Origin of the sequence: Zeaxanthinibacter enoshimensis (assembly GCF_004362865.1) — a bacterium.
GTDB lineage: Bacteria > Bacteroidota > Bacteroidia > Flavobacteriales > Flavobacteriaceae > Zeaxanthinibacter > Zeaxanthinibacter enoshimensis.
Map to the genome: position 1 here is coordinate 1,095,511 of NZ_SNYI01000001.1, position 21,104 is coordinate 1,116,614.

Sequence of the window (21,104 nt, forward strand, 5' to 3'; positions counted from 1 at the left end):
CTGTATCACCCGCCCGTACCGAACGGTACGTTCGGGCGGGCCGTGTAACTGTTTGCATCCCCGCATCCCCGCATCACCCGCCCGAACGACGTTCAGGCGGGCGGGCCGCATCACTGTATCACCGCGTAACTGCTTGCATCACCGCCTGCATCCCGGTGTGACGGCGTGACGGCAATAGTTAAATATTCACCCTCCAACAAAACAACATATTCCAATCTTTACTACCTTTAATATGCGGCCCCCGCGCGGTGAACTTAAACATATCGTATATGCGAAACAGGTGTCGTTTATTACTCGGCTTCATTCTTGTGACAGGGGTGGCTGCAGCCCAGTTGAGATCGGTCCCGGTCAATGGGGCGGAACTTCATTATACAGACCAGGGCCGGGGGGAGGTCGTTCTTTTTGTTCACGGCACCCAGGAGGATCACAGGGTCTTTTCGGCCTATGTGGATTCGATTGCCGAGGACTTCCGGGTGATCACTTACAGCCGGCGGTACAACTATCCGAATACCAATTCATATACCAAGGGAGACGAGTTTTCAGCCCGTTCAGAGGCCGAGGACCTGGCAGCACTTGTAAAGACTTTAGGACTGGCACCGGTACACCTGGTGGGTCATTCCTTCGGCGGGATCATCACTATGCAGTTTGCCAGTGATCACCCTGAAATGGTGAAAAGCCTGGTGCTGTCCGAACCTGCCCTGGTAAGCTGGGTGCCCGGTATTCCCGGTTGCGAAGGGGAGGCAGACGCAGTGCAACAGGAATTGATAGGGGATTCAAAAGCAGCATTCGAGACCGGGAATGATGAACAGGCATTGGATGAGCTGATCGAATTCTTCTGGGGAGCAGATTTTGAAGGGGAAATTTCGCCGGAGATCATGCTGGCGCTGGAACAGAACCTGCCAGAGGTAAAGGCCCTGGCTTACAGTAAAGATCCGTTTACGGTGCAGTCCCCTGCCCATACTGGGTATCCCATGCTGATCCTTACAGCTGGGAACACCATGCCCATGCTGCGCTGTACTAATAAGAAACTGCTGCAGGAATACCCTGAGGCGAAACATCACCACCTCGTTCATGCAACCCATGACCTCTGGGCCACGGAACAGCAGGTGCTGCTTCCGCTCCTGATGGATTTCTGGAAGAGGTAAAGGGGGAGGACGGGGTGCCCTGGTAGTTCGAAGTTTGAAGTTCGAAGTTCGAAGTTCGCAGTTTGCAGTTCGCAGTTTGCAGCCTGTCTCCAGAAGGCAGTCGGCAGTGTGCGGTAGGCAGTATTCTAGAACCATTTCACAGTTCCTTCTATCCCCTTTATCACCGAATTTCCGCATCACTGCATCACCGCGTCACCGCATCACTGTTTGAATCACTGCATCACCGCATCACCGTATCACCCGCCCGCCCGCCTGCATGTACGCAGTACGGGCAGGAACGACGTTGAGTCGGGCGGGCTGTATCACCGCATCACTGTTTGCATCCCCGCATCCCTGCATCCCTGTATCCCGGCATGACGGTGTGACGGCATCCCCTGGTAGTTCGAGGTTTGAAGCCTGCCAGAGGCCCGTCCGACCGGCACGGGCGGGCAGGTAAATTTGAGGCCAGCTTCCAGTAGGCAGTGGGCGGTATGCAGTAGGCAGTATTTCGAGATCCATATCTTGTCCCTTTTGTTCCTCTTGTCCCGTTTGTCACCATTTTTCCTATGTACCTATGTACCTGCATCCCGAAATATCCGCATCACTGTTTGAATCACCACATCACCGCATCACTGTATCACTGTATCACCCGCCCGCCCGCCTGCATATGCGCAGTACGGGCAGGAACGACGTTCAGTCGGGCGGGCTGTATCACCCGCCCGTACCGGACGGTACGTTCGGGCGGGCCGTTTCCCCGCTTGCATCCCGGCGTGACGGTGTGACGGAATGACGACATTACCGCATGACCGTTTCACTGCATCACCGTTTCACCGCTTGCATCCCGGCATGCCGGTGTGCCGGTGTGCCGGCGTGACAGTATATAATCTAGTTATTTGAAAATCACTACCTTGTAATACGCCTTAATCCCTCGTCCATGGCTATTGATATGCAACAAAATCCCTGGTCCCGCTGGTTATTAGTGTTAGTAGCCGGACTGGTACTGCTGGTGTTTGCCAAGGACTCTTTGGAGGCTGCATTGGAAGGTTACGCGTTCTATTGGTCCGAGTCCCTCTTGTTTGGTTCGTTCTGGTTGCTGTTTATTCCCCTGTTATCCCTGAACGGCTGGGTCGCCTACTATAAAGAACCCCGGTTGTACCTGGTTTACGCCCTGGTATTTAGCTTGCTACACTTGCTGTTATTTGCGTCGATCGTCACTATTTTTTCCAACTTGTTCATGGATCACCCCTTCGGGATGGGAGATGTGTTACGAGGTAGTGGTCCTGAGAACGGGGCGATTGCTCTCCTGATCTACGGACTTGGTAATTTTTTCTTCAGGATGTTCCGGGAACAACGGGCCAAAGCTTCCAGACTCTCATCTGCGAATAACAGTATCCGGGTGACCAAATCTGGCAGGCACATCGTACTTTCACCTTCCACTGTACTATATGTATGTACAGATGCTCCTTATATCTCCATAACCACGACCCAGGGTACTTACCTGCATTCCTGCAGCCTGCAATCCTTTATGGATTCTTACGGGGGGCAGCAGTTTGTTCGTATCCATAAGAGCAGTATCGTAAATACAGAATATGTAAAGTCTTATGTGTCCCGCGGCAACGGGGATTACGATGTCACCCTTCAGGACGGTACCGAGCTAAGGCTGAGTCGTAATTATGCGAAAGAATTTTTCCGGAAGTTCAGCTGAACTCGGCTTAGCTTATTTGTTACTCCACTTGCCATATTTTTAAGTTATGACATTGCTGTATCGCATAATTTTAAAGAAAAAATCATGGATATAACAAGATCTGTTCGATGGTTCAGTTTACTCTTCCTGCTTGGCTTATTAAGCTGTTGCGGGCAGGACAGAACTAAATTATTAGGGGGTCCTTGCGAGGGCTGCGAAGCAATATATGAATACGGGGAAAGGAAACTCAGCCCGGTGGATACCTTACCGCTGTTCGGGCTGGAACCCCGGCTGAAGATCAGCGGCACGGTTTTTAAAGCTGATGGCAAAACCCCTGCGCGGGATGTTATTCTCTACATCTACCAGACAGACCGGCAGGGCATATACCGCCGGATCGGGGAGGAAAAAGGCTGGGGGCGCAGGCACGGTTCTATCCGGGGTTGGGTCCGGACCGGGCCTGACGGAAGGTATACCTTCTACACCTTCAGACCGGGGGCATACCCTGACGGCAGGGAGCCCGAGCATATTCACCTGACCATTAAGGAACCGGGTAAGCGGGAATACTACGTGGATGACTACCACTTCCATGATGATATTTTATTAACTGAAGAACGGCGGGCAAGACTTCGGAACCGTGCAGGATCGGGTATTGTTATGCCCACCAAGCAGAACGGGATATACCTGGTGGAACGCGATCTCTTTCTCGGGAAAAATATTCCAAATTATGAATAAGCTCTTCATTTTTGTAATGGCTACAGTTTTACTGTTTGCCTGTAAAGAAGGTCACGGCACCCCTATCACCCACATATATGTCTCCGAACAGGGGCTGCGCATACCGGGCACAGCCAATGATACCTTGCTCGCAGACCCGGAGTCATCAGTTATTGCATGGAAGGGAACCAAGATGTTCGGACTTAAAAGTCATTCCGGCATTATACAATTGCAGCAGGGTTACCTGGTTGTAAAAGATAACAGGCCTGTGAGCGGTACTTTTACGGTAGATATGGAGACCATAGAGGTTACGGATATCCCTGACACCGATCCCATCCCCAAACGGGGGCTTGAAAATCACCTGAAGGACCCGGATTTCTTTGATGTGGTACGCTTTTTCAGGGCTCATTTGGAGATCAGTTCTGTACAACCCTCCACGGGCGGTCATTTATCTTTTTCCGGTTTGCTTACTATGAGGGGCATCACGCACCCGGTCGAATTCCATGGTCTGTATGCAGATGGTCAGCTGAAAGCCCTCCTGCAATTTGACAGGTTCCGTTGGGATATCGCATACCAGGGAAGCTGGGCAAACCGCAGCCTGATAGACAGGGAGGTAGAACTCAGTGTCACCCTGGTATTCCGTCCGGAGGGGGCATTGTAATCCCGAAAATTGGAATCTTAAGACTCCGACCCTGATTCCTCAGAGCCGGGGTTCTTAACCCCGCCCCCACTCACAAGGTAATAACTGGCCCTGCAGGAAACATGCATTGTATTTTCCAGGGGGGCGGGATGATGGCGGTGAGAAATATAATAAACACCAGCCTGTGATCCTCCCATCAGCAAAAGCGTGGAAGTGGTAACGACGGTACTACTCCATCTCCTCGATGGCCTGCAGGGCAGTTCTTAACCCGGGCCGGATCTCCAGTGCTTTCTTATAGGCTTCTATCGATTCCTCAATATTACCCTGGGCCCGGAGTCCTTCCCCGTAACTATCCCACACGTTTGCCACTTCAGGAAAGAGCCGGGTATTCAGTTGGAATACCTCCACTGCCTTATCGGTTTCTCCTTCCTCCAGCAGTGTATAACCGATCTGGTTCAGGATCATGTCTTTTGGATCCTGGGGGTGGAAATTCCTGGTAAGCGATTCCCAGTTCTCCCGGATATATCCTTCTCCATGTGATGTATAAGCGGAATATACCGCCTGTACGGCAGGCAGTGATGGTTGCTCCGGTTGCTGCCCGCGGATAATGGCGAGGATACCGGCCCCGAGGTTTTCTGCTACCACCTCGTCCGCATTAGCAAAGATGATCACAGATACCTGGTCACGCAGGATCTCGTAGTGGACGGTATTTGATCCTTCGAAACCCCCGGCATGTACCATGGCACCCCCGCTGTTCATATGCTCCTGGTAAAAGGCATGGCGCTCATCCAGCTGCCGGGTCTCTTTATCCCATAGTTTAGTGCCGTAGTGGTATTCCCTGAAAAAATGCAGCATGTCTTCCGTGGTCGAATAGAAACCTCCATCCGGTTTGGGTTTCTCCATAAAGTGATCGTTGTTTTTCAGTTCTCCCTTCATGGTCTTATAGTAGCCCGTAGCCCTGTTTGGGACATCGTACTTCCGGGTCAGGTAGGTGTTCTTCATTCCCAGGGGATCGGTGATTCTTTCTTTGATCACCTCGTAATAGGACTTCCCGGTCACCGCCTCGATGATCTTTCCCAGTACTACGTAACCCGAGTTGCTGTAGGACTGTTCGGTACCCGGTTCAAATTCGAGCGGTTGCTGCTGTACCACTTCAATGGCCTTGTCTATTCCCTTTTCCTCGTAAGGCAGATCCCAGTAAGCAGGGATATGGTACCCGGGTAAGCCGGAACGATGTTCCAGTAACATTCCTACGGTGACCTTCTCAGCAACTTCCTGCGGGAACCCCTCGACAAATTTGCCCAGCTTGTCATCGAGGGCCAGTTTTCCTTCACTGACCAATTGCAGGACTGCCACCTTAGTAAAGGCCTTGTTCATACTACCTATATCAAACCGGGAATCCACGGTGTTCGGAATATTCTTTTCCCGGTTCGCCAGGCCGAAGGCTTTATGGTATACTGCTTCGCCATGATCGGCAACCAGGACCACCCCGGAAAATATATCGAGATCAACATAAGCCTGCACCAGGGAATCTACCCTGGACTCGAATTGCGCTATACCAAGTACGGTCGAATTTTTCTCCGGCTGGCTGTTGCAGGCAGAGATAAACATTAAACAGATGGGAAGAAGGTGTGATAATTTCATGATCGTGTAATTTTGAATATCAAGGTAAGCCACATTTTAACGTCCCGGGGAACTTTGGTATCAACGGGGGCAGAAATGGGATAAAAGCCCGGTTTTGGAAGATTTGAGCCAGAGATAATGCGTTCATCACAGGAATTAAGGGGTTGCTCACAAAAAACGGGTAAGCGGGCAACAATTCGCTATTTTTATTCCATGCACTGGTCTAAAAAGGAGATAATCCTGAACCTTATTTTCTGGCTGAGCACCGGTTGGCTCATTCTCAGCGGGTACTCCATTCAGTCCCAGGAAATAGAGCTGATCAACGGGGTTGAGACTACCCGGGTATTCCGGAGCCAGTCACTTTTGCTCCAGCTCGCCGTGCAACTGGCCATTTCCGTTTTCCTGTTCTACGGGCAATTATATAATATGGTTGGCTTAGGCCGAAGGGCGAAGGGAGACCGAATAATTTGGGTGTCGCTGGCCCTGCTGCTGCTGGCATTCGGAATGGCTCACCTGGCGGGGTTTCTATCCCTTTCCGGGAACAGGCTGCCCCTGCCCGGTAATATCCGCTTTGGTATCCCCGTATTCTATATGGCGGCAGCAACGGCTTACGGGGCGGCTAAGGCCTGGTGGCGATCCGAACAACGACGCAAAGAACTGGAACTGGATAAACGTAAAGCCGAGCTCGAGTTACTGCGGAACCAGTTGCAGCCTCATTTTCTTTTTAACGCCCTGAATAACCTGCTGGCCCTGGTAGACCAGGATCGGGATCCGAAACTGGCCCTGGCTTTTGAGAAATTGTCCTCCCTGCTGCGGTATGTAATTCATGTGCCCGAGTCCGGAACCCGGCCGGTGCAGGACGAGCTCGACTTTATCCGTAACTATGCCGCCCTGCAATGCATGCGGTTTGAAGAAGGGGAAGTGAATATTAACTGGGAGACCAGCGGGGATTGTGATTCTTTAACCCTGGAACCCGGGTTGTTGCTGCCCTTAGTAGAAAACGCCTTTAAATACGGTACTGCTCCGGAAGAGCAAAGCACCATTAAGATCACCTGCAGTTGCTGGAAAGAAAGATCTTTTAATTTTACCATCAGCAATCCTGTACACCCAGGGATATCAGTGGAAGGTACAGGGAAAGGACTGCAGGCTACCCGGCAGCGATTGGATCTGCTCTACCCAGGGAAGCATGAACTGCAGATAGTAAAGAATGAACAGTTTACTGTGCGATTAACCATTCACGGGATATGAAGACCATTATCGTTGATGATGAACCAAGGGCGATCGAGCTGCTGAGAAACTACCTGTCTCATTTCAGTGATTTTAAACTCTGCGCTACTTTCCGCAACGGGCTAAAAGCGCTGGAGTACCTGTCAAAGGAAGGAGCAGACCTTGTTTTCCTGGATATCAACATGCCACATATCAGCGGTATTTCCCTGGCCAGGATGATCCCTAAAGATACCCTGGTGGTCTTTACCACTGCTTATTCTGAATACGCGGTCGAAAGCTACGAGGTTTCCGCGATCGACTACCTCCTGAAGCCTATCAGCATGGAGCGATTCAGCAAAACCATGGGTAAGATCCTGGAATCAGCTTCCCTGGCCAGTGGCGGAGCGGCGGATGAGGTCATCCTGGTAAAAAGCGGGCATGAAAAACACCGCATCCGTACCGATGAAATTCAGTACCTGGAAAAGGATGGGAATTACGTGACCTATTACCTAAGCCACCGGAAGATCCTGGCCCGGGCCACCGCCGAAGAAACGCTGCATTTACTGCCGGATTATTTCAGCAGGGCCCATAAATCTTTTATTGTCAATACCCGGAAAGTATTGAGCTGGGATAAGGATGAACTGCAACTGGAAGGAGCAAGGATACCTATCGGGGCTTCCTACCGGCGGGCACTGCTCGAAAAACTTAAGGTTGGGTAAAACAGGTCTGCTTCCTTATACAAATGCAGGGATCACATTATACATTCTGAAGTTAAATCCTGGAAACCGGCTTTAAACCCTTGCTTCGGCAAGTACATTCCGGTTGGGCAGTAATACCCCGGTAAGGATGATACAGACCCCGACCCATTGCCAGGCGCTGACCGGTTCGGACAGCAGCAGCATGGAAAACAGCACCGCCACCGGCAATTCGACCGCGCTCAGGATAGATGTGAGTCCCACCCCGATAAGGGGTACACCAAGGGCGAAGAAAAGTGGGGGGATGATGGTGCCGAATAAGGCCAGGGGAACCCCGTAGTACAGCAGCCCATCGGTCAGGGCACCATCCCAGAGGAATTCCGGGGTATAGACAGCGAAGATAAGCAAGGTGGCCCCTGTCATCATCCACTTACTTTTAGGAACGGCAGGCACGTCCGTGGCTACCCGGCCATTGATCCAGATAAAGGCACTGTAAGAAATTGCAGCGAGGAATCCGTAGATAGTTCCCCAGAAATTAAAACTTTCCGGTCTTACCCCTGCCACCAGGGCAGTACCTCCCAGTAACAATACCAAGGCAATTAGTTTGATCCCGGAAGGGAATTCACGGTTGGCAATGGCTTCGGCCAGGATCCCGATCCAGGTAAACTGGAACAGCAGTAAGATCCCCAGTGAAGCCGGGATAAATTCCACCGCCTGGTAATAAAACATACTGGTCAGGCCAATAGGAAGTCCCAGTAACATCAATTTTACTGCTTTTTTGACCTTTAAGGGCTTGCGCTCCGATCTTTTTCGCGCGGCGCTTTGAGAAAGGGAAACGATCCAGAAGAACAACATCCCGATCAAAGCCTGCACCCCGGTAACATCGCTTACAGTATAGCCTGCGCCATAGGCTAGTTTAACGATGGGGGACAGCACGCCGTAACAGCAGGCTGCAATAAAGATCAGGAGGATTCCTCGCATGGGTAAAATTTTTGTGGCGGCAAAGATAGGGGAAATAGTTTGAGGTTCGAGGTTTGAGGTTCGAGGTTTGCCGTTGGGGGGAGGTTAACTTTCACGATTCCGATATACCCGGATACCCGTATGCGAATGTAGCCGGATTACCAACGGTATCCCTGAGTGCCCGTGTGCCGGTTTGAAGTTTTAGCCGTATCACGGCATCACCCGCCCGAACGACGTTCAGTCGGGCGGGCTGTATCACTGTTTCACCTCTCAAATAGGTTTGAGGTTCGAGGTTTGAGGTTCGAGGTTTGCCGTTGGGGGGAGGTTAACTTTCACGATTCCGATATACCCGGATACCCGTATGCGAATGTAGCCGGATTACCAACAGTATCCCTGAGTGCCCGTGTGCCGGTTTGAAGTTTTAGCCGTATCACGGCATCACCCGCCCGAACGACGTTCAGTCGGGCGGGCTGTATCACTGTTTCACCCCTCAAATAGGTTTGAGGTTCGAGGTTCAAGGCGTGCTTGGGGATGTTAATTTGAGGGTTCTGTGTTCACGGTTCGCGGCCTGCCTGCGGCATGTAAATTTGCGGTTTGCGGTTCGCTACACCGTTCTGGGATGCCTAGGTTGTATCAGTGATATCAACACCTTGTCACCTTTGTCACATTTGTCCCTCTCTGTCACTTTGTACCTATGTACCTGTGTAACCGAGGAGATCGAGGTTCGAAGTTCGAGGTCTGACAAGGGGAGGTAATCTTGAGGCTTCTGCGAAACTATAGAACCTGATGCTGGAAACAAAGCAGTAATGTCATTACGGTTTTTACAATAACCCGGGGTGTCTTAAATTGCATTCTCAATTAGATACAGATGAATACCCCAGAGATAATGATCACGGCTTTCGGGCCCGAGTACCGGGCAGCATTCCGGGAACTCAACGAAGCCTGGATCAGGCAGTATTTCAGGATCGAGGAATCTGACCGCAAAGCTTTGAACGATCCGGAAGGTTATATACTCGACAAAGGCGGGTTTATCCTTGTAGCCCTGCAAGGGAAGGCTGTGGCGGGAGTGTGCGCGATGATCCGAATGCAGGAGGAACCTTTGACTTTTGAGCTCGCCAAGATGGCCGTAGCGCCATCCACCCAGGGGAAAGGCGTGGGATATACCCTAGGCAAGGCCGTGATCGAAGAAGCGCGCCACAGAGGCGCCAAGAAAGTATACCTTGAAAGTAATACGAAGTTGGTTCCTGCCATTTCCTTGTATCGGAAACTGGGATTCAGCGAAACCAAGGGATATACCTCGCCCTATGAACGCTGTAATATCCAGATGGAGCTTGTTTTGAGATAAGCGTGCAGTCACACAGCTTATGTGCCGAACTGCGAACTGCGAACTGCGAACTGCGAACTGCGAACCGCAAACCGCAAACTTCAAACCTCAAACCTCAAACCTCGAACCTGCGTGCCTCTGGCAGGCCTCAAACCACTAAACCCCCCATCCCGGATCCCTCCCCCGAAGGATCGTTCAATGAGGGGTTGTTTTGATGGCCGGGCGGACCCGTCCATGCACTCTAATTATTGATCGCGGTGCCTACCTGGTAACTGAGGTTCTCCAGTGCCAGTTCGTAGAGGCCGGAATCTTCGTCATAAAATATAATATAGGAGTCAGGGTAGTATCCCGTTTTTTGCCATTCGGCCGGGGTTCTTATATCCTGGGTTATATCCACATTGGCATCCAGGGTACTTACGGTGACCATGGGTTCCAGGAAATTGATCTCTGCATCGTATTTACCGTAAATAAAAGTATGGGTAAAGGGCCCTGTGCCGGCGATCTCCGGAGAACGCAGGTCAATGATATGGGCTCCCATGCGCGGCACTCCACCTTCTGTCTCCAGGTAATCCTCGGCCAGGTAACGGGCCGGAAGTGCCTCATTGAATTTAGCAGTCTCATCAGGGGTAATCGCATCTCTTTCTGCCATGCTGATAAAGTAAAAATGGAAGTCGAAATGCGGCACATCATACACCCCCTCGGGTTCATGTCCGTGTTCGTTCCAGTCCATTGTAATATGGTCATAGGGCGCAACTGCTATCTCAGCAGGTAATGGGAGTACAAATTCGTTCCCGTGGGGTGAACCTGTGGGTAAACCCTCCAGGGCTTCGGCATCAAATTGTATCCCGATGGAAAGCGGGCGTTTTTGTTTATCGGTCCTTATAAAACTCCAGGCTTTCCCGTTACCGATATTAATCGCACTGCCTTTGTATACAGAAAATTCAGGATCCGGGCCGGGCCCGGGGTTGCTGGGGTCGTCATCACTGGTACACGCAAGGGTCAGGAAGAGTACGAAAAGCAACGACATTAAATATTTCATAGTATGATCAGGATTAAGTAGAAGAAGCCGGTTGGGGAGCGAGGTGCATGTCGTAATGACTACATTTTTCTATCACTGCCCGGATAACTTCGGGTTTTGCCGAACGTTCTACGGCACCCTCTTCATTCTGGGGCACCCCGAAAGCTTCAAAAAATGAGAGAAACCCTTTCGGGCTGTGTAGGTTCAACCAGCGGCAAGCTTTGTCGCCGGAGTTAGAAAAGGTATGAACGGTTCCGGGGGTTATATCAATAGATTCCCCTGCCTTTAATCGCTGTACTTTCCCGTTTACCATGAAGTCCATTTGTCCCTCCAGGACAAAGAATACTTCATTGTACTTGTCATGGTGGTGCGGTGGTGGACCGGGAACACCTTTAGGTGTTTCTCCCACTACCATATCGTAATCTCCTGATGGTTGGTGCGGTTCCACCTTGTGGCCCAACACCCAGTATGCATTTTCCTGTTTCATTCGTAAGACATTTGTCTCATAAAAGTATATTTTATTTTTGATTAGAACAAATTATTTGAGACATTTGTCTCATGAGCAAAGTTTCATTAAAAGAGGGAAGGGTTCGCCAGAAGCTGGAAACCCGGTCCCAGATCCTGGAGGCGGCAAGAGAGATTATGAAAGCCAAGAAAAAGCTTAGCCTGGAGGAAGTTGCCCGGCAGGCAGGTATTTCGCGCGCCACCATATACCGGTATTTCCCGAACGTGGACTTACTCATCATCGAAGCTTCTTTGGATATTCATTATGTTTCCCCGGAAGAGCTGGCAGAAAAAGTTGCCAGTAAAACCATAGACGAAGGGTTTCTCTATATACAGGAATATTTTAATAAACTTACCCTGACCCATGAACCTGTTTTCCGGCAGTACCTGAGTGCTGTTCTCCAAGAGTCTTTAGCTTCTAAGAAAAAACTCCGCGGAGGTCGCAGGATAGCGGCCCTGGAGACTTTGATGGCCACCTATGAAGGGGAGATGGACGAGGAGACCCTTGAAAACCTTAAGAATATCTCGGCCATACTGATGGTAGATGCCATCATGACCGGGAAGGATGTCTGCGGACTTGCCTCGGATAAGATCAGTCACACCCTCAGGTGGGGCTTGGAAATGATCCTCAAAGGGATTCAGGCTGATATGAAAGAATCTGCCTGACGTATTTATATAAGATACTTGCCACAAACCCCTGTATCTCCCGTCCTTGTTCTAAAGAGGTTTCATTAATTTTAGAACTATGGGAATCAGCTGGAGGATAATCGGGGGTTTAACAATACTAATTTGTCATAGTATGGTTGTCACTTCCTGCCGGCAGGAAACTCAGCCCGTATTCTCTGAGCCGGAAAAAGAAGAGATCCGGGAAATTGTCCGGAAGAAAGTTCGTGACGGGGTCATTGCTACCCGCAATAAAGATATAGATACTTATATGGAGCAATTGCCGGAAGACCTGGTAATATATGACGAGAACGGGGAAGTCATCAGCAGGGAGCAGCAACGTCAATACGCTTTAGAGGCCTGGGAGATCATAGACAGTACTCTGTACATTGATGTAACTATAGACAGTATACAGTTCTCCGGCAGGGACAGTATTTTTGTTTTTAATTCCCAGCGGTGGGAACGGCTGATGTTCCGCAGGGACGGGGTTACCCTGGACACCGTGCTCACTACCCAAAGACATAAAGAAACCTGGAAAAAGAACGAGAAAGGTTGGTTTGGTTACACCATCCTGGAATTGGGAGGCCAGGTCTATATTAACGGCAAACCTTATTCCCCCTGAACCCAGGTCTTTTTATATTGATCCCATACCCTCACAATTCACCCGGGATGTCCATTTCCCGGTGTCCGTACCCCATGATTCTGAGTACTGAATTCTTTCTGCAAAACTTGTAGGAAAAATAATATGAAATCTTCATTTTACCCGCCAATAATTTGATGGATAACGACGGTCTTTCCATGAGACTATGGGTAATTTTATCATTATTAACTCAAACCCAGATTATCATGAAACAGATAAAGAACATTATTATAATTACCGCCTTACTGATAGGTGCTATCGGGCTGGCACAGTCTGATAAAGATGCCGAATTAATGAAGGATGTTGAAAAAGCAAAACAAACATTATTATCCACTAATCCTGATATACAGGTGTATTTTGATAATAGTGCAGGATATGTCATTTTCCCGAATGTAGGGAAGGGTGGATTTATCGTTGGTGGAGCCGCCGGTAATGGGATTGTCTTTGAAAACGGGCAAGCCATAGGAGTGGCTAACCTTAAGAAACTGACCGTCGGCTTACAGGCAGGCGGAGCATCGATCATTGAAGCGATATTCTTTGAAACCCAGGAAGACTTGGATAGCTTTAAACACGAGGATTTCGAATTTTCAGCCGGGGTATCAGCTGTGGCTTTGAAAAGCGGGAAATCCTATTCGGCAAAGTATGATGATGGTGTAAAAGTCTTCACTCATTCTAAAGCCGGACTTATGGCAGATGCCTCTGTAGGTGGTCAGCGATTTGATTACCACGACTTTGGAAATGCCGCTAAGGATGGTGACGATGATGACGAAGATGACGAAGATGATTACAGGAAGTAATACACAATTATCATACTAACCTGTCTTGGTACAAGACTGGGGAAAGGCTGGTCGCATGGGTCCGGCCTTTTTCTTTTAATTAAAGCAACAAACCGGCGATCTCCGGCCAGGTGTTTACCCTTTCATAATGGTTTTCATGCACGTTGTGCGGTGAGGTGAATAACATACCGCGCCCTTTGAAATTTTTGAGATTATAAGACCTGTCATCGATAAGGACATCCCCATCCAGGATGTGTTTATGACCCAGCAGTATCCTGTTCTGCCACGGGATGAACGGGAAATATTCATCCAACCAGTCGCTCTTCTCCCGCAAACTGTTCGGGAACTGCATGGCCGCGGATGCGATATAGATCTCGTGTTTCTTCTGTAACTCCCGGACAACACGGATACTGTCTTCAATGGGTTTCAGCGGTCTGAAAAATCCATCCTGTCGCGCATGGTCCTTTACACTCTGCTGCCTTGCCTGGGGGACACATTGCCATACCTCGCGACCCATACAATCTTCCTTCGTCAGGCTCTCTCCAAATTCTTCGTTGTATATTTCAATATGCGCACCGTAAGTATCTGCCAATACTTCGTCCATGTCCAGGTATAAGATCATCTATCTGAATTTTTTGCAAAGATCGTAATATTTATGCTATTCCTGAAATAACTGGGAATCAGGAAGCTGCTGCAGTGGGTAGTTGGATAAGGTGCCAGGTGCGCCCATCAGATTCGTATACCTCCATATCCCTGAAGCCGATGGCGTAGTGTGCATTAAGGGACCGCTGGTTCCTGTCGTCGACCTCTGTAATGATCCATTCAAAATCATTTCTCAAGGCGATCTGCATGCGGTGGTACAGTCCCCGGAAAATCCCTTTCTTTCGGTAGTCCTTGGCAATACAGACCTGGCCCATGACCATAAACCGGCTGCCGGCCGGCAATAAGGCCTTTACACGTTTGAACATCGGCTGGATCAGGGGCAGCTCCTCGGAAAACGAAGGATGCATACTAAGGGCATAACCGATGACCTTGTCGCCGTCCAGGGCAACAATATGCGGGCAAACCGCGTTCATGTGCGCCAATAGTTCGAGGCTGTGCTTTAAGGTCACAAAACCTTCAGCTGAACGAATTTCTTCAGTCAGCCCTTCTACTAGGTTTTCACGTTGCAGTTCCAGTATCTGTTTCAACTGGTCAGCACTGTGGGCCTGCCTGTAGATAATACCCATTTTTTGCCTGTTTTGGGAGGTAGTTTCCATATTTGAAATTACTAATTAATTTCAGGATATGCTACCTTTGAGCTCATGGGAATTTTTCCGAAAAAATTAAGCCGTAAACTGGCTGACCGAAAGTCTTCAAATGCTTTAAGAAACTTACAGCAGCCACAGCGGCGGACCGACTTCTATTCTAACGATTATCTCGGCTTTGCGAGGCATGCAGCTATCCATACCTGGGCATCCCAGATGGTAAAAGATAGCGATGCCAGTGTTAACGGAGCTACCGGTTCCAGGTTACTGTCAGGAAACCACGAGCTGTACCAGAGACTGGAAGATTTCCTGGACCAGTATTACGGGCAGCACTCGCTGGTGTTCAATTCTGGTTACGACGCTAATGCAGGATTCTTTTCTGCTGTTCCCCAGCGAGGGGATATCGTCCTTTTTGACGAATTTGCGCATGCCAGTATCAGGGATGGGATCCGGATGGGCCTCGCCAGGAGTTACAAATTTGCGCATAATGACCTTGAAGATCTCCGCAGCCAAATTCTGAAAGCCAGGAAGCTCAGCACTCCCGGGTCAGAAGACGAGAACGAGATCTACGTAGTCACGGAATCCGTATTCTCTATGGATGGGGATAGCCCCGACCTGCAGCAAATGGCAGGATTATGCCGGGAGCTCAACTGCCGGCTGATCGTTGATGAAGCCCATGCTGTCGGGGTTTGCGGGAAACAGGCGGGAGGCATGGTTGCTGCTGCTGACCCGGAATTCGATGTATTTGCCAGGATCCTGACTTTTGGCAAGGCCATAGGTGCTCACGGTGCAGCGGTCATCGGGCCGGAAGAATTACGGCTCTACCTGTTGAACTTTGCCCGCAGTTTTATCTATACCACAGCTTTACCTCCCCATTCCGTAGCGACTGTCCTGGCTTCCTATCATTTCATGGAAACCCGGGATGGTCAGAAAAAACAATGGGAACTTCAGGAAAACATTCGTTATTTTAGGGAACAACAACAGTGCCAGGGAATAGCAGACATATTCATACCGAGTACTTCAGCTATCCATTGCTGCCTGCTTCCCGGGAATGACCGGGTTAAAGCAGTGGCGGGCGAGTTGCAAAAAGGAGGTTTTGATGTCCGTCCCATAATGTCACCTACGGTACCACGGGGACAGGAGCGGCTGAGGTTCTGCCTGCACAGTTATAATACAGAAGAAGAAATAAAGGAAGTATTGCATAAACTTGCTGCTTCTGTCAGGAATCATGGGGGATAGGTTAATTACCATAGGGACTTTTGAGTACGTGGCAGACGTACAGATCGTGAAGGCCAAGCTGGAATACGAAGGAATCCCTGTATTTCTTAAAGATGAGACCATCCTTGCCACGGATCCCCTGATCAGTGCAGCCATAGGGGGTGTTAAATTGCAGGTATATGCCTCGGACCGGGAGCGCGCCATGGAGATCTATGACGAGATCCGCAGCTATGCGAGGGATAAGGAGGGTAACCTGATCACCTGCCCTAATTGTAAAGCCCAGAGATCTGAAGTCTATTACAGCCGCAAAAAAATATTCCATCGTTTGTTTCCGTTCCTGGAACCCGTTAAATACCGATGTTTAAACTGCCAGATGATCACTAAACCCGATCCTCAATGAAACGAATCTTTGTAACAGGTATCTCGACAGAGGTCGGTAAGACCGTAGCTGCTGCCATCATTACTGAAGCCCTGCAGGCGGATTACTGGAAACCCGTTCAGGCCGGTGACCTGGACCAATCGGACAGTCACCGTATCCGCGACCTGGTCTCTAACCAGAAGACCGTTATCCACCCTAATGCTTACGCCCTGAAATCACCGATGAGCCCGCACGCTGCTGCTGCCATAGATGGGATAAATATCAGACTTACAGATATTCATGAACCGGAAACAGAGAATACCCTGGTCATTGAAGGAGCCGGCGGGATCCTGGTGCCCCTCAACGACGAGGATACTATCCTGGACCTGATCAAGCCCCATTACAACGTAGTGGTGGTATCCCGGCATTACCTGGGAAGTATTAACCACAGCCTGCTGACCCTATACCAACTACAGCAGCGCGGGCTAAGGCCTGCCATTATGTTCAGTGGGGCCGAGCATCCCAGTACCGAAGAGATCATTCTTAAAAAAAGCGGGGCTACTTACCTGGGCCGTATCGACGAAGAAAGTTCCTTTGATAAAGCCAGGATAAGTTTCTATGCAGAACGGTTCCGTCCTGCCTTGGCGGCTCTCTGATCTATTTGCGCTGTAGGATATCCGCTCCCTCAACACTGCCGATGACCCGGTAATGGGAATCCAGGAATGTCTGCATATAATGGTTTTCTTCCGGTAGCGTTTTGTCAAATATGGGTTTCCCCCTCCTCACGACCACGATCCCGGGTTTTACGCTGTGCATCAGGTATCGGATTTCTTCCATAGCAGTATCCCTGGGGTTATTGTAAAAGGGAAAAAGCTCCGGTCTGCAGATATTGCTGGGATGTGTGGCCGATTTCGTCGGCGGGTGCTGGTCTGTCAGCCAGTACCCAATGTGGTATTCCAGGAATAAGGTGGATTCATCTTCTAACCCCTGCTCCTTCAGCCAGCGGGGAACACTTATACCTTCGCCGTTGTAAAAAGTGCCCTTGTCTGCCTTATGCCTGGTCACGGCCACATATTCCAGGTAGGATTCGGCGGGCAGGAGAATCAATAATACCATGAAAGCCTTTTTTATTGTAGTTCGCGGACCTGGAAGGGCCCTGCTGGCCACCACTGCTAACAGTACGAGGAATAGCGGGTGAAACTGGATAAGGTAATGCCCGTTGATCCTTCCAACTTTCATAAAAGAGAACAGTACTCCTGCCAGGGCCATGATCAGTAATAATATCCCGGGCTGCCTGCTACTGAGCCAGCCTTTTTTAAAAGCAGCGTACAGGAACGCTCCCATGACCAGGATGAGGGGAAGAAAGGTAAGCAGTGATCTTTTTTTATTCTCGGAGTAGGCTAAGGGGGCCATAAAGACCGAATCCCACCACAAGGCTCCTTGCCCGGCCAGGTTATAGGGGAGAAAAGTGGCAGTAATGACCAGTAGTATTCCGGCTCCCAACAGGAAGGCGGAGCCGCCGGCTCTTTTCCAGCCTGCACTCCGCCAGGTTTCATAAATGAAGAACAGGCCCACCAGGAAAACCGCGTAAGCGAGGTTGAGCTTGGTCATTAGAGCAAGCCCGAACATGATCCCGGATAACAGGACGGTCCACCACCTGTGTGGCTGTATCAGGAGAAATATGGCCGGAACCATGAAAAGCATGCTCAGGTGTTCAGACATAACCCCCTGGAGGCTTCCGAAAAGACTGAGCAGGTAAACGGTTCCGATCCCTGCCCAGACTCCTGTTTTTGTGCCGTTGAACTGTTTGCCGATCCGGTAACTGAAGTATGCAGTTCCCGCTACGGCCAGCACCCCTAACATCCGGATGGCGATAAAACTCTTGCCGAATATCCATATCACAGAAGCAAAAAAGAAGTAGACCAGCGGGGGTTTCAGGTCCCATAGCTCGGTGTAGGGTAAATGCCCATCGACCCAGGACTGTGCAACCAGGATAAATGTACTTTCATCCCGGTCAATATAATCCCTGAAGAAGAAGGGAAGGCGGATAAAAAAGGAAAGCAGGCATAATATGGTAAAAACAGACCCGTGACTGAGCCTCTGATAGTCAGGTTGCAGCCGCTCCAGCGCCTTTTTTAGCATGTGGTCACTATTTTTATTCCCATCTTTGCAAGATAGAAAAAAGACGTTTGCTGTGAATCCGGTCTCTTTGAAAAATATTTCGGAAAAAGATAAGAAGTTCGTTTGGCACCCGCTGACCCAACACAAGCGGAACCCGGAAATGCTCCCCATTGCCAGGGCCGAAGGTTGCCTGCTCTACGATATGCAAGGCAGGTCTTACATCGATGGGATCTCTTCCTGGTACACCTGTATGTATGGTCATTGCAATCCCCGCATAACCTCCAGGGTGGCATCGCAGATGTCGACCCTCGACCAGGTGGTATTCAGTGGGTTTACTCATGCCCCGGCTGTTCAGCTGGCAGAGGAATTACTGCAGGTTTTACCGGAGAACCAGGCTAAGGTCTTCTATTCTGATAATGGCTCTACCGCCGTGGAGATCGGGATTAAGATGGCTTTGCAGTACCATTTTAACCGGGGAGAGAAAAGACCTGTATTATTAGCTTTTGAAGATGGTTTTCATGGGGATACTTTCGGGGCTATGTCTGTTTCAGGCCTTTCCGTCTACAACGGTCCCTTCGAAGATTTTTTTCTGAAAGTAGAACGGTTGCCGGTCCCGACTGAAGATAACCTGAAACAAGTATTGGCGCGGTTAGAAGAGCGCCTCGAAAAACAGGATATCGCCGGTTTTGTGTATGAGCCCCTGGTGCAGGGCGCAGCTGCCATGAAGATGAACAAGGCAGAGTGTCTTGAACCTGTACTGGCCTTACTGAAAAAGAAAGGGGTAGTGACCATTGCGGATGAGGTGATGACAGGTTTTGGCAAGACAGGTAAACATTTTGCCTCCCTTTATATGGATACCCAACCGGATATTATCTGCCTCTCCAAGGCTTTGACCGCCGGTTTGCTGCCTATGGCCGCAACCACTTGCAGCCAGGAGATATACGATGCTTTTTACAGCGATGAGTTGGGGAAAGGTTTCTTTCACGGTCATACCTATACCGCTAATCCCCTGGCGTGTTCAGCAGCCCTGGCGGCCCTGGAATTGCTGAGGTCTGAGCAGATACAGCAAAATATACAACGGGTTATTGACAGCCACAGGGGGTTCGCCCGGGAACTACAGTCCCATCCAAGGGTGGCAGATGTCAGGCAATGCGGGGTGATCCTTGCGTTGGACCTCGATGCCAGCATGGAGCGATACGGGGATCTCAGGGATCGGTTGTACAGGCATTTCATGGAACAGGGGGTATTCCTGAGACCCCTGGGGAACACCATTTATATCCTGGCCCCCTACGTGATCACTGAAGAACAATTGATGACTGTCTATGACAGTATCAGAACTGCACTGGATCTATTCTGATGAGAGAACCTATTTCTATTACAGCCATAGCATCCGTATCTCCTCTTGGACAAAACCAGGAGGAGATCTGGAATAATTACCTGGACGAGAAAGCTTTTTTCAACTTCCGGGATGTTGGGCAGGAAAAGATGTGGGTCGCGCCTCTTACCGGCGAAGGCCTGGAGGCTGTGGCTAATATTCGGCTCGAATCCCCCTTTTACCGCTCCCTGGACGAGAGCGTTCTGTATGCGCTGCTGGCAGCAAGGAGTGCTGCGGACAGGGCAGGCTGGAAAAAGGGCGATAATTTTGGGATCAATGTCGGTTCATCCCGGGGCGCAACCGGGTTATTTGAACGATACCATGAGGAATTCCTGCGCGATGGTCAAAGCAGTACCCAGGCCTCCCCGGCAACTACCCTGGGCAATATATCGTCCTGGCTGGCACATGACCTGCAGACTGAAGGCCCGGAGATCTCCCATTCCATTACCTGCTCTACCGCCCTGCACGCGTTTCTCAATGGTGTAGCCTGGCTACAGGCAGGGATGGCCGGAAAATTCCTGGTAGGGGGGAGCGAGGCTTCCCTGACCCCATTCACCCTGGCGCAGATGAAAGCACTGAAGATCTATTCGACCCTGGGAGGCGAAGAACTATATCCCTGCAGGGCATTAGAACTGGACAAAAACAGGAATACCATGATCCTGGGCGAAGGAGCCGCCATGGCCTGCCTGGAAAAAGGGGCTGTCGAAAATGCGCTGGCCGTCGTTGCAGGAATAGGGTACGCCACCGAACCCTTGCAGCACAGCGTGTCCCTTTCTACCGATGCCCTGTGTTTCCAGCGCTCTATGAAGATGGCCATAACCGGTATTGATCCTTCTGAAGTGGATGCCGTGGTAATGCATGCCCCAGGCACACGGAAAGGGGACCTGGCAGAATATAATGCCATCAGAAGTGTTTTCGGCAATGATCTCCCTGCCCTGACCTCCAATAAATGGAAGATAGGTCACACTTTCGGAGCCTCCGGCATGCTGAGTATAGAACTGGCCCTCCTTATGCTGCAGCACCAGCAGTGGATCCCAGTCCCATACCTCAGGAATATGTCATCTCCCGGTCGTTTAAAGTACATCCTTGTGAATGCCGTTGGATTTGGAGGGAACGCCGTAAGCATACTGTTGCAAAGACCGCAAACTCCCTGACCTGCATTGCAAATTGTTGCCCTTTCTTGGAAAATGTGATCTTTATAGGCTATTTTTGGCACA

Annotated in this window: 22 protein-coding genes; 15 read left to right on the plus strand and 7 right to left on the minus strand. The window is 50.1% G+C overall.

The window, feature by feature from the left end; translation table 11 throughout:
* The first annotated feature begins 269 nt into the window (after positions 1-269).
* From CLV82_RS04790 to CLV82_RS04805, 4 genes are all read left to right on the plus strand, one after another.
* A complete protein-coding gene (locus CLV82_RS04790) occupies positions 270-1,145 on the plus strand; it encodes an alpha/beta fold hydrolase (protein WP_133643143.1) in 876 nt (291 codons plus the stop codon).
* A 913-nt stretch (positions 1,146-2,058) separates the two neighbouring features.
* Positions 2,059-2,829 carry a LytR/AlgR family response regulator transcription factor gene (locus CLV82_RS04795; protein WP_133643144.1) on the plus strand — a complete coding sequence of 257 codons (771 nt, stop codon included), beginning with the start codon at positions 2,059-2,061 and terminating at the stop codon, positions 2,827-2,829.
* 84 nt (positions 2,830-2,913) lie between these two features.
* Complete coding sequence (locus CLV82_RS04800) at positions 2,914-3,540, plus strand: intradiol ring-cleavage dioxygenase (RefSeq protein WP_133643145.1); 627 nt, start codon at positions 2,914-2,916, stop codon at positions 3,538-3,540.
* The gene (locus tag CLV82_RS04805; RefSeq protein ID WP_133643146.1) at positions 3,533-4,180 is read left to right on the plus strand and encodes a YceI family protein; all 648 of its coding nucleotides are present in this window, start codon (positions 3,533-3,535) and stop codon (positions 4,178-4,180) included. Before CLV82_RS04800 ends, CLV82_RS04805 begins: the two co-directional genes overlap by 8 nt.
* A gap of 207 nt (positions 4,181-4,387) precedes the next feature.
* Here CLV82_RS04805 and CLV82_RS04810 read toward each other — a convergent pair whose 3' ends face one another.
* Positions 4,388-5,803 (minus strand): serine hydrolase, encoded by a 1,416-nt coding sequence (locus CLV82_RS04810; protein ID WP_133643466.1) that lies wholly within the window; start codon positions 5,801-5,803, stop codon positions 4,388-4,390.
* A 192-nt stretch (positions 5,804-5,995) separates the two neighbouring features.
* On the opposite strand from CLV82_RS04810, the gene CLV82_RS04815 reads away from it, so the two are divergent.
* A complete protein-coding gene (locus CLV82_RS04815) occupies positions 5,996-7,030 on the plus strand; it encodes a sensor histidine kinase (protein ID WP_166636669.1) in 1,035 nt (344 codons plus the stop codon).
* Positions 7,027-7,707: a LytR/AlgR family response regulator transcription factor gene (locus CLV82_RS04820; protein WP_133643148.1), complete on the plus strand. Its 681-nt coding sequence runs from the start codon at positions 7,027-7,029 to the stop codon at positions 7,705-7,707. Before CLV82_RS04815 ends, CLV82_RS04820 begins: the two co-directional genes overlap by 4 nt.
* 72 nt (positions 7,708-7,779) lie before the next feature.
* Here CLV82_RS04820 and CLV82_RS04825 read toward each other — a convergent pair whose 3' ends face one another.
* Positions 7,780-8,664, minus strand: coding sequence for an EamA family transporter (locus CLV82_RS04825; protein ID WP_133643149.1), 885 nt, complete (start codon positions 8,662-8,664; stop codon positions 7,780-7,782).
* A gap of 847 nt (positions 8,665-9,511) precedes the next feature.
* Here CLV82_RS04825 and CLV82_RS04830 point away from each other — a divergent pair.
* The gene (locus CLV82_RS04830; RefSeq protein ID WP_133643150.1) at positions 9,512-9,988 is read left to right on the plus strand and encodes a GNAT family N-acetyltransferase; all 477 of its coding nucleotides are present in this window, start codon (positions 9,512-9,514) and stop codon (positions 9,986-9,988) included.
* A gap of 220 nt (positions 9,989-10,208) precedes the next feature.
* Here CLV82_RS04830 and CLV82_RS04840 read toward each other — a convergent pair whose 3' ends face one another.
* Positions 10,209-11,006 (minus strand): DUF5602 domain-containing protein, encoded by a 798-nt coding sequence (locus CLV82_RS04840; protein ID WP_133643151.1) that lies wholly within the window; start codon positions 11,004-11,006, stop codon positions 10,209-10,211.
* Between the two features lie 13 nt (positions 11,007-11,019).
* Positions 11,020-11,472, minus strand: coding sequence for a cupin domain-containing protein (locus tag CLV82_RS04845; protein WP_133643152.1), 453 nt, complete (start codon positions 11,470-11,472; stop codon positions 11,020-11,022).
* A gap of 71 nt (positions 11,473-11,543) precedes the next feature.
* On the opposite strand from CLV82_RS04845, the gene CLV82_RS04850 reads away from it, so the two are divergent.
* The 3 genes from CLV82_RS04850 to CLV82_RS04860 all read left to right on the plus strand — a co-directional run bounded on the left by CLV82_RS04850 (position 11,544) and on the right by CLV82_RS04860 (position 13,589).
* Positions 11,544-12,155: a TetR/AcrR family transcriptional regulator gene (locus CLV82_RS04850; RefSeq protein WP_133643153.1), complete on the plus strand. Its 612-nt coding sequence runs from the start codon at positions 11,544-11,546 to the stop codon at positions 12,153-12,155.
* 133 nt (positions 12,156-12,288) lie between these two features.
* Positions 12,289-12,774: a hypothetical protein gene (locus tag CLV82_RS04855; RefSeq protein ID WP_133643154.1), complete on the plus strand. Its 486-nt coding sequence runs from the start codon at positions 12,289-12,291 to the stop codon at positions 12,772-12,774.
* Positions 12,775-12,998: 224 nt separating this feature from the next.
* Positions 12,999-13,589 carry a lipid-binding SYLF domain-containing protein gene (locus tag CLV82_RS04860; protein WP_243744144.1) on the plus strand — a complete coding sequence of 197 codons (591 nt, stop codon included), beginning with the start codon at positions 12,999-13,001 and terminating at the stop codon, positions 13,587-13,589.
* 79 nt (positions 13,590-13,668) lie between these two features.
* Here the strand turns inward: CLV82_RS04860 and CLV82_RS04865 are convergent, their stop codons facing one another.
* Together CLV82_RS04865 and CLV82_RS04870 are read right to left on the minus strand one after the other, a co-directional pair.
* The gene (locus tag CLV82_RS04865) at positions 13,669-14,190 is read right to left on the minus strand and encodes a 5' nucleotidase, NT5C type (RefSeq protein WP_133643155.1); all 522 of its coding nucleotides are present in this window, start codon (positions 14,188-14,190) and stop codon (positions 13,669-13,671) included.
* A gap of 58 nt (positions 14,191-14,248) precedes the next feature.
* The gene (locus tag CLV82_RS04870; RefSeq protein ID WP_133643156.1) at positions 14,249-14,797 is read right to left on the minus strand and encodes a GNAT family N-acetyltransferase; all 549 of its coding nucleotides are present in this window, start codon (positions 14,795-14,797) and stop codon (positions 14,249-14,251) included.
* Positions 14,798-14,872: 75 nt separating this feature from the next.
* Here CLV82_RS04870 and CLV82_RS04875 point away from each other — a divergent pair, with 75 nt between their 5' ends.
* From CLV82_RS04875 to bioD, 3 genes are read left to right on the plus strand one after another with little or no spacing between them, the layout of a single operon-like run.
* The gene (locus CLV82_RS04875) at positions 14,873-16,054 is read left to right on the plus strand and encodes an aminotransferase class I/II-fold pyridoxal phosphate-dependent enzyme (protein WP_133643157.1); all 1,182 of its coding nucleotides are present in this window, start codon (positions 14,873-14,875) and stop codon (positions 16,052-16,054) included.
* Positions 16,044-16,433, plus strand: a complete 390-nt coding sequence (locus CLV82_RS04880) for a putative signal transducing protein (protein WP_133643158.1) — start codon at positions 16,044-16,046, stop codon at positions 16,431-16,433. Before CLV82_RS04875 ends, CLV82_RS04880 begins: the two co-directional genes overlap by 11 nt.
* Positions 16,430-17,047: a dethiobiotin synthase gene (gene bioD, locus CLV82_RS04885; protein WP_133643159.1), complete on the plus strand. Its 618-nt coding sequence runs from the start codon at positions 16,430-16,432 to the stop codon at positions 17,045-17,047. The genes CLV82_RS04880 and bioD overlap by 4 nt, the downstream gene beginning before the upstream one ends.
* Before the next feature lies 1 nt (position 17,048).
* On the opposite strand, the gene CLV82_RS04890 is transcribed toward bioD, so the two are convergent.
* On the minus strand, positions 17,049-18,533 hold the full coding sequence (locus tag CLV82_RS04890) for an ArnT family glycosyltransferase (RefSeq protein ID WP_133643160.1): 1,485 nt from the start codon (positions 18,531-18,533) through the stop codon (positions 17,049-17,051).
* 67 nt (positions 18,534-18,600) lie between these two features.
* On the opposite strand from CLV82_RS04890, the gene bioA reads away from it, so the two are divergent.
* Both bioA and CLV82_RS04900 read left to right on the plus strand, forming a co-directional pair.
* On the plus strand, positions 18,601-19,869 hold the full coding sequence (bioA, locus tag CLV82_RS04895; RefSeq protein WP_243744145.1) for an adenosylmethionine--8-amino-7-oxononanoate transaminase: 1,269 nt from the start codon (positions 18,601-18,603) through the stop codon (positions 19,867-19,869).
* On the plus strand, positions 19,869-21,041 hold the full coding sequence (locus CLV82_RS04900) for a beta-ketoacyl synthase N-terminal-like domain-containing protein (protein ID WP_133643162.1): 1,173 nt from the start codon (positions 19,869-19,871) through the stop codon (positions 21,039-21,041). The genes bioA and CLV82_RS04900 overlap by 1 nt, the downstream gene beginning before the upstream one ends.
* The last annotated feature ends 63 nt before the right edge of the window (positions 21,042-21,104 follow it).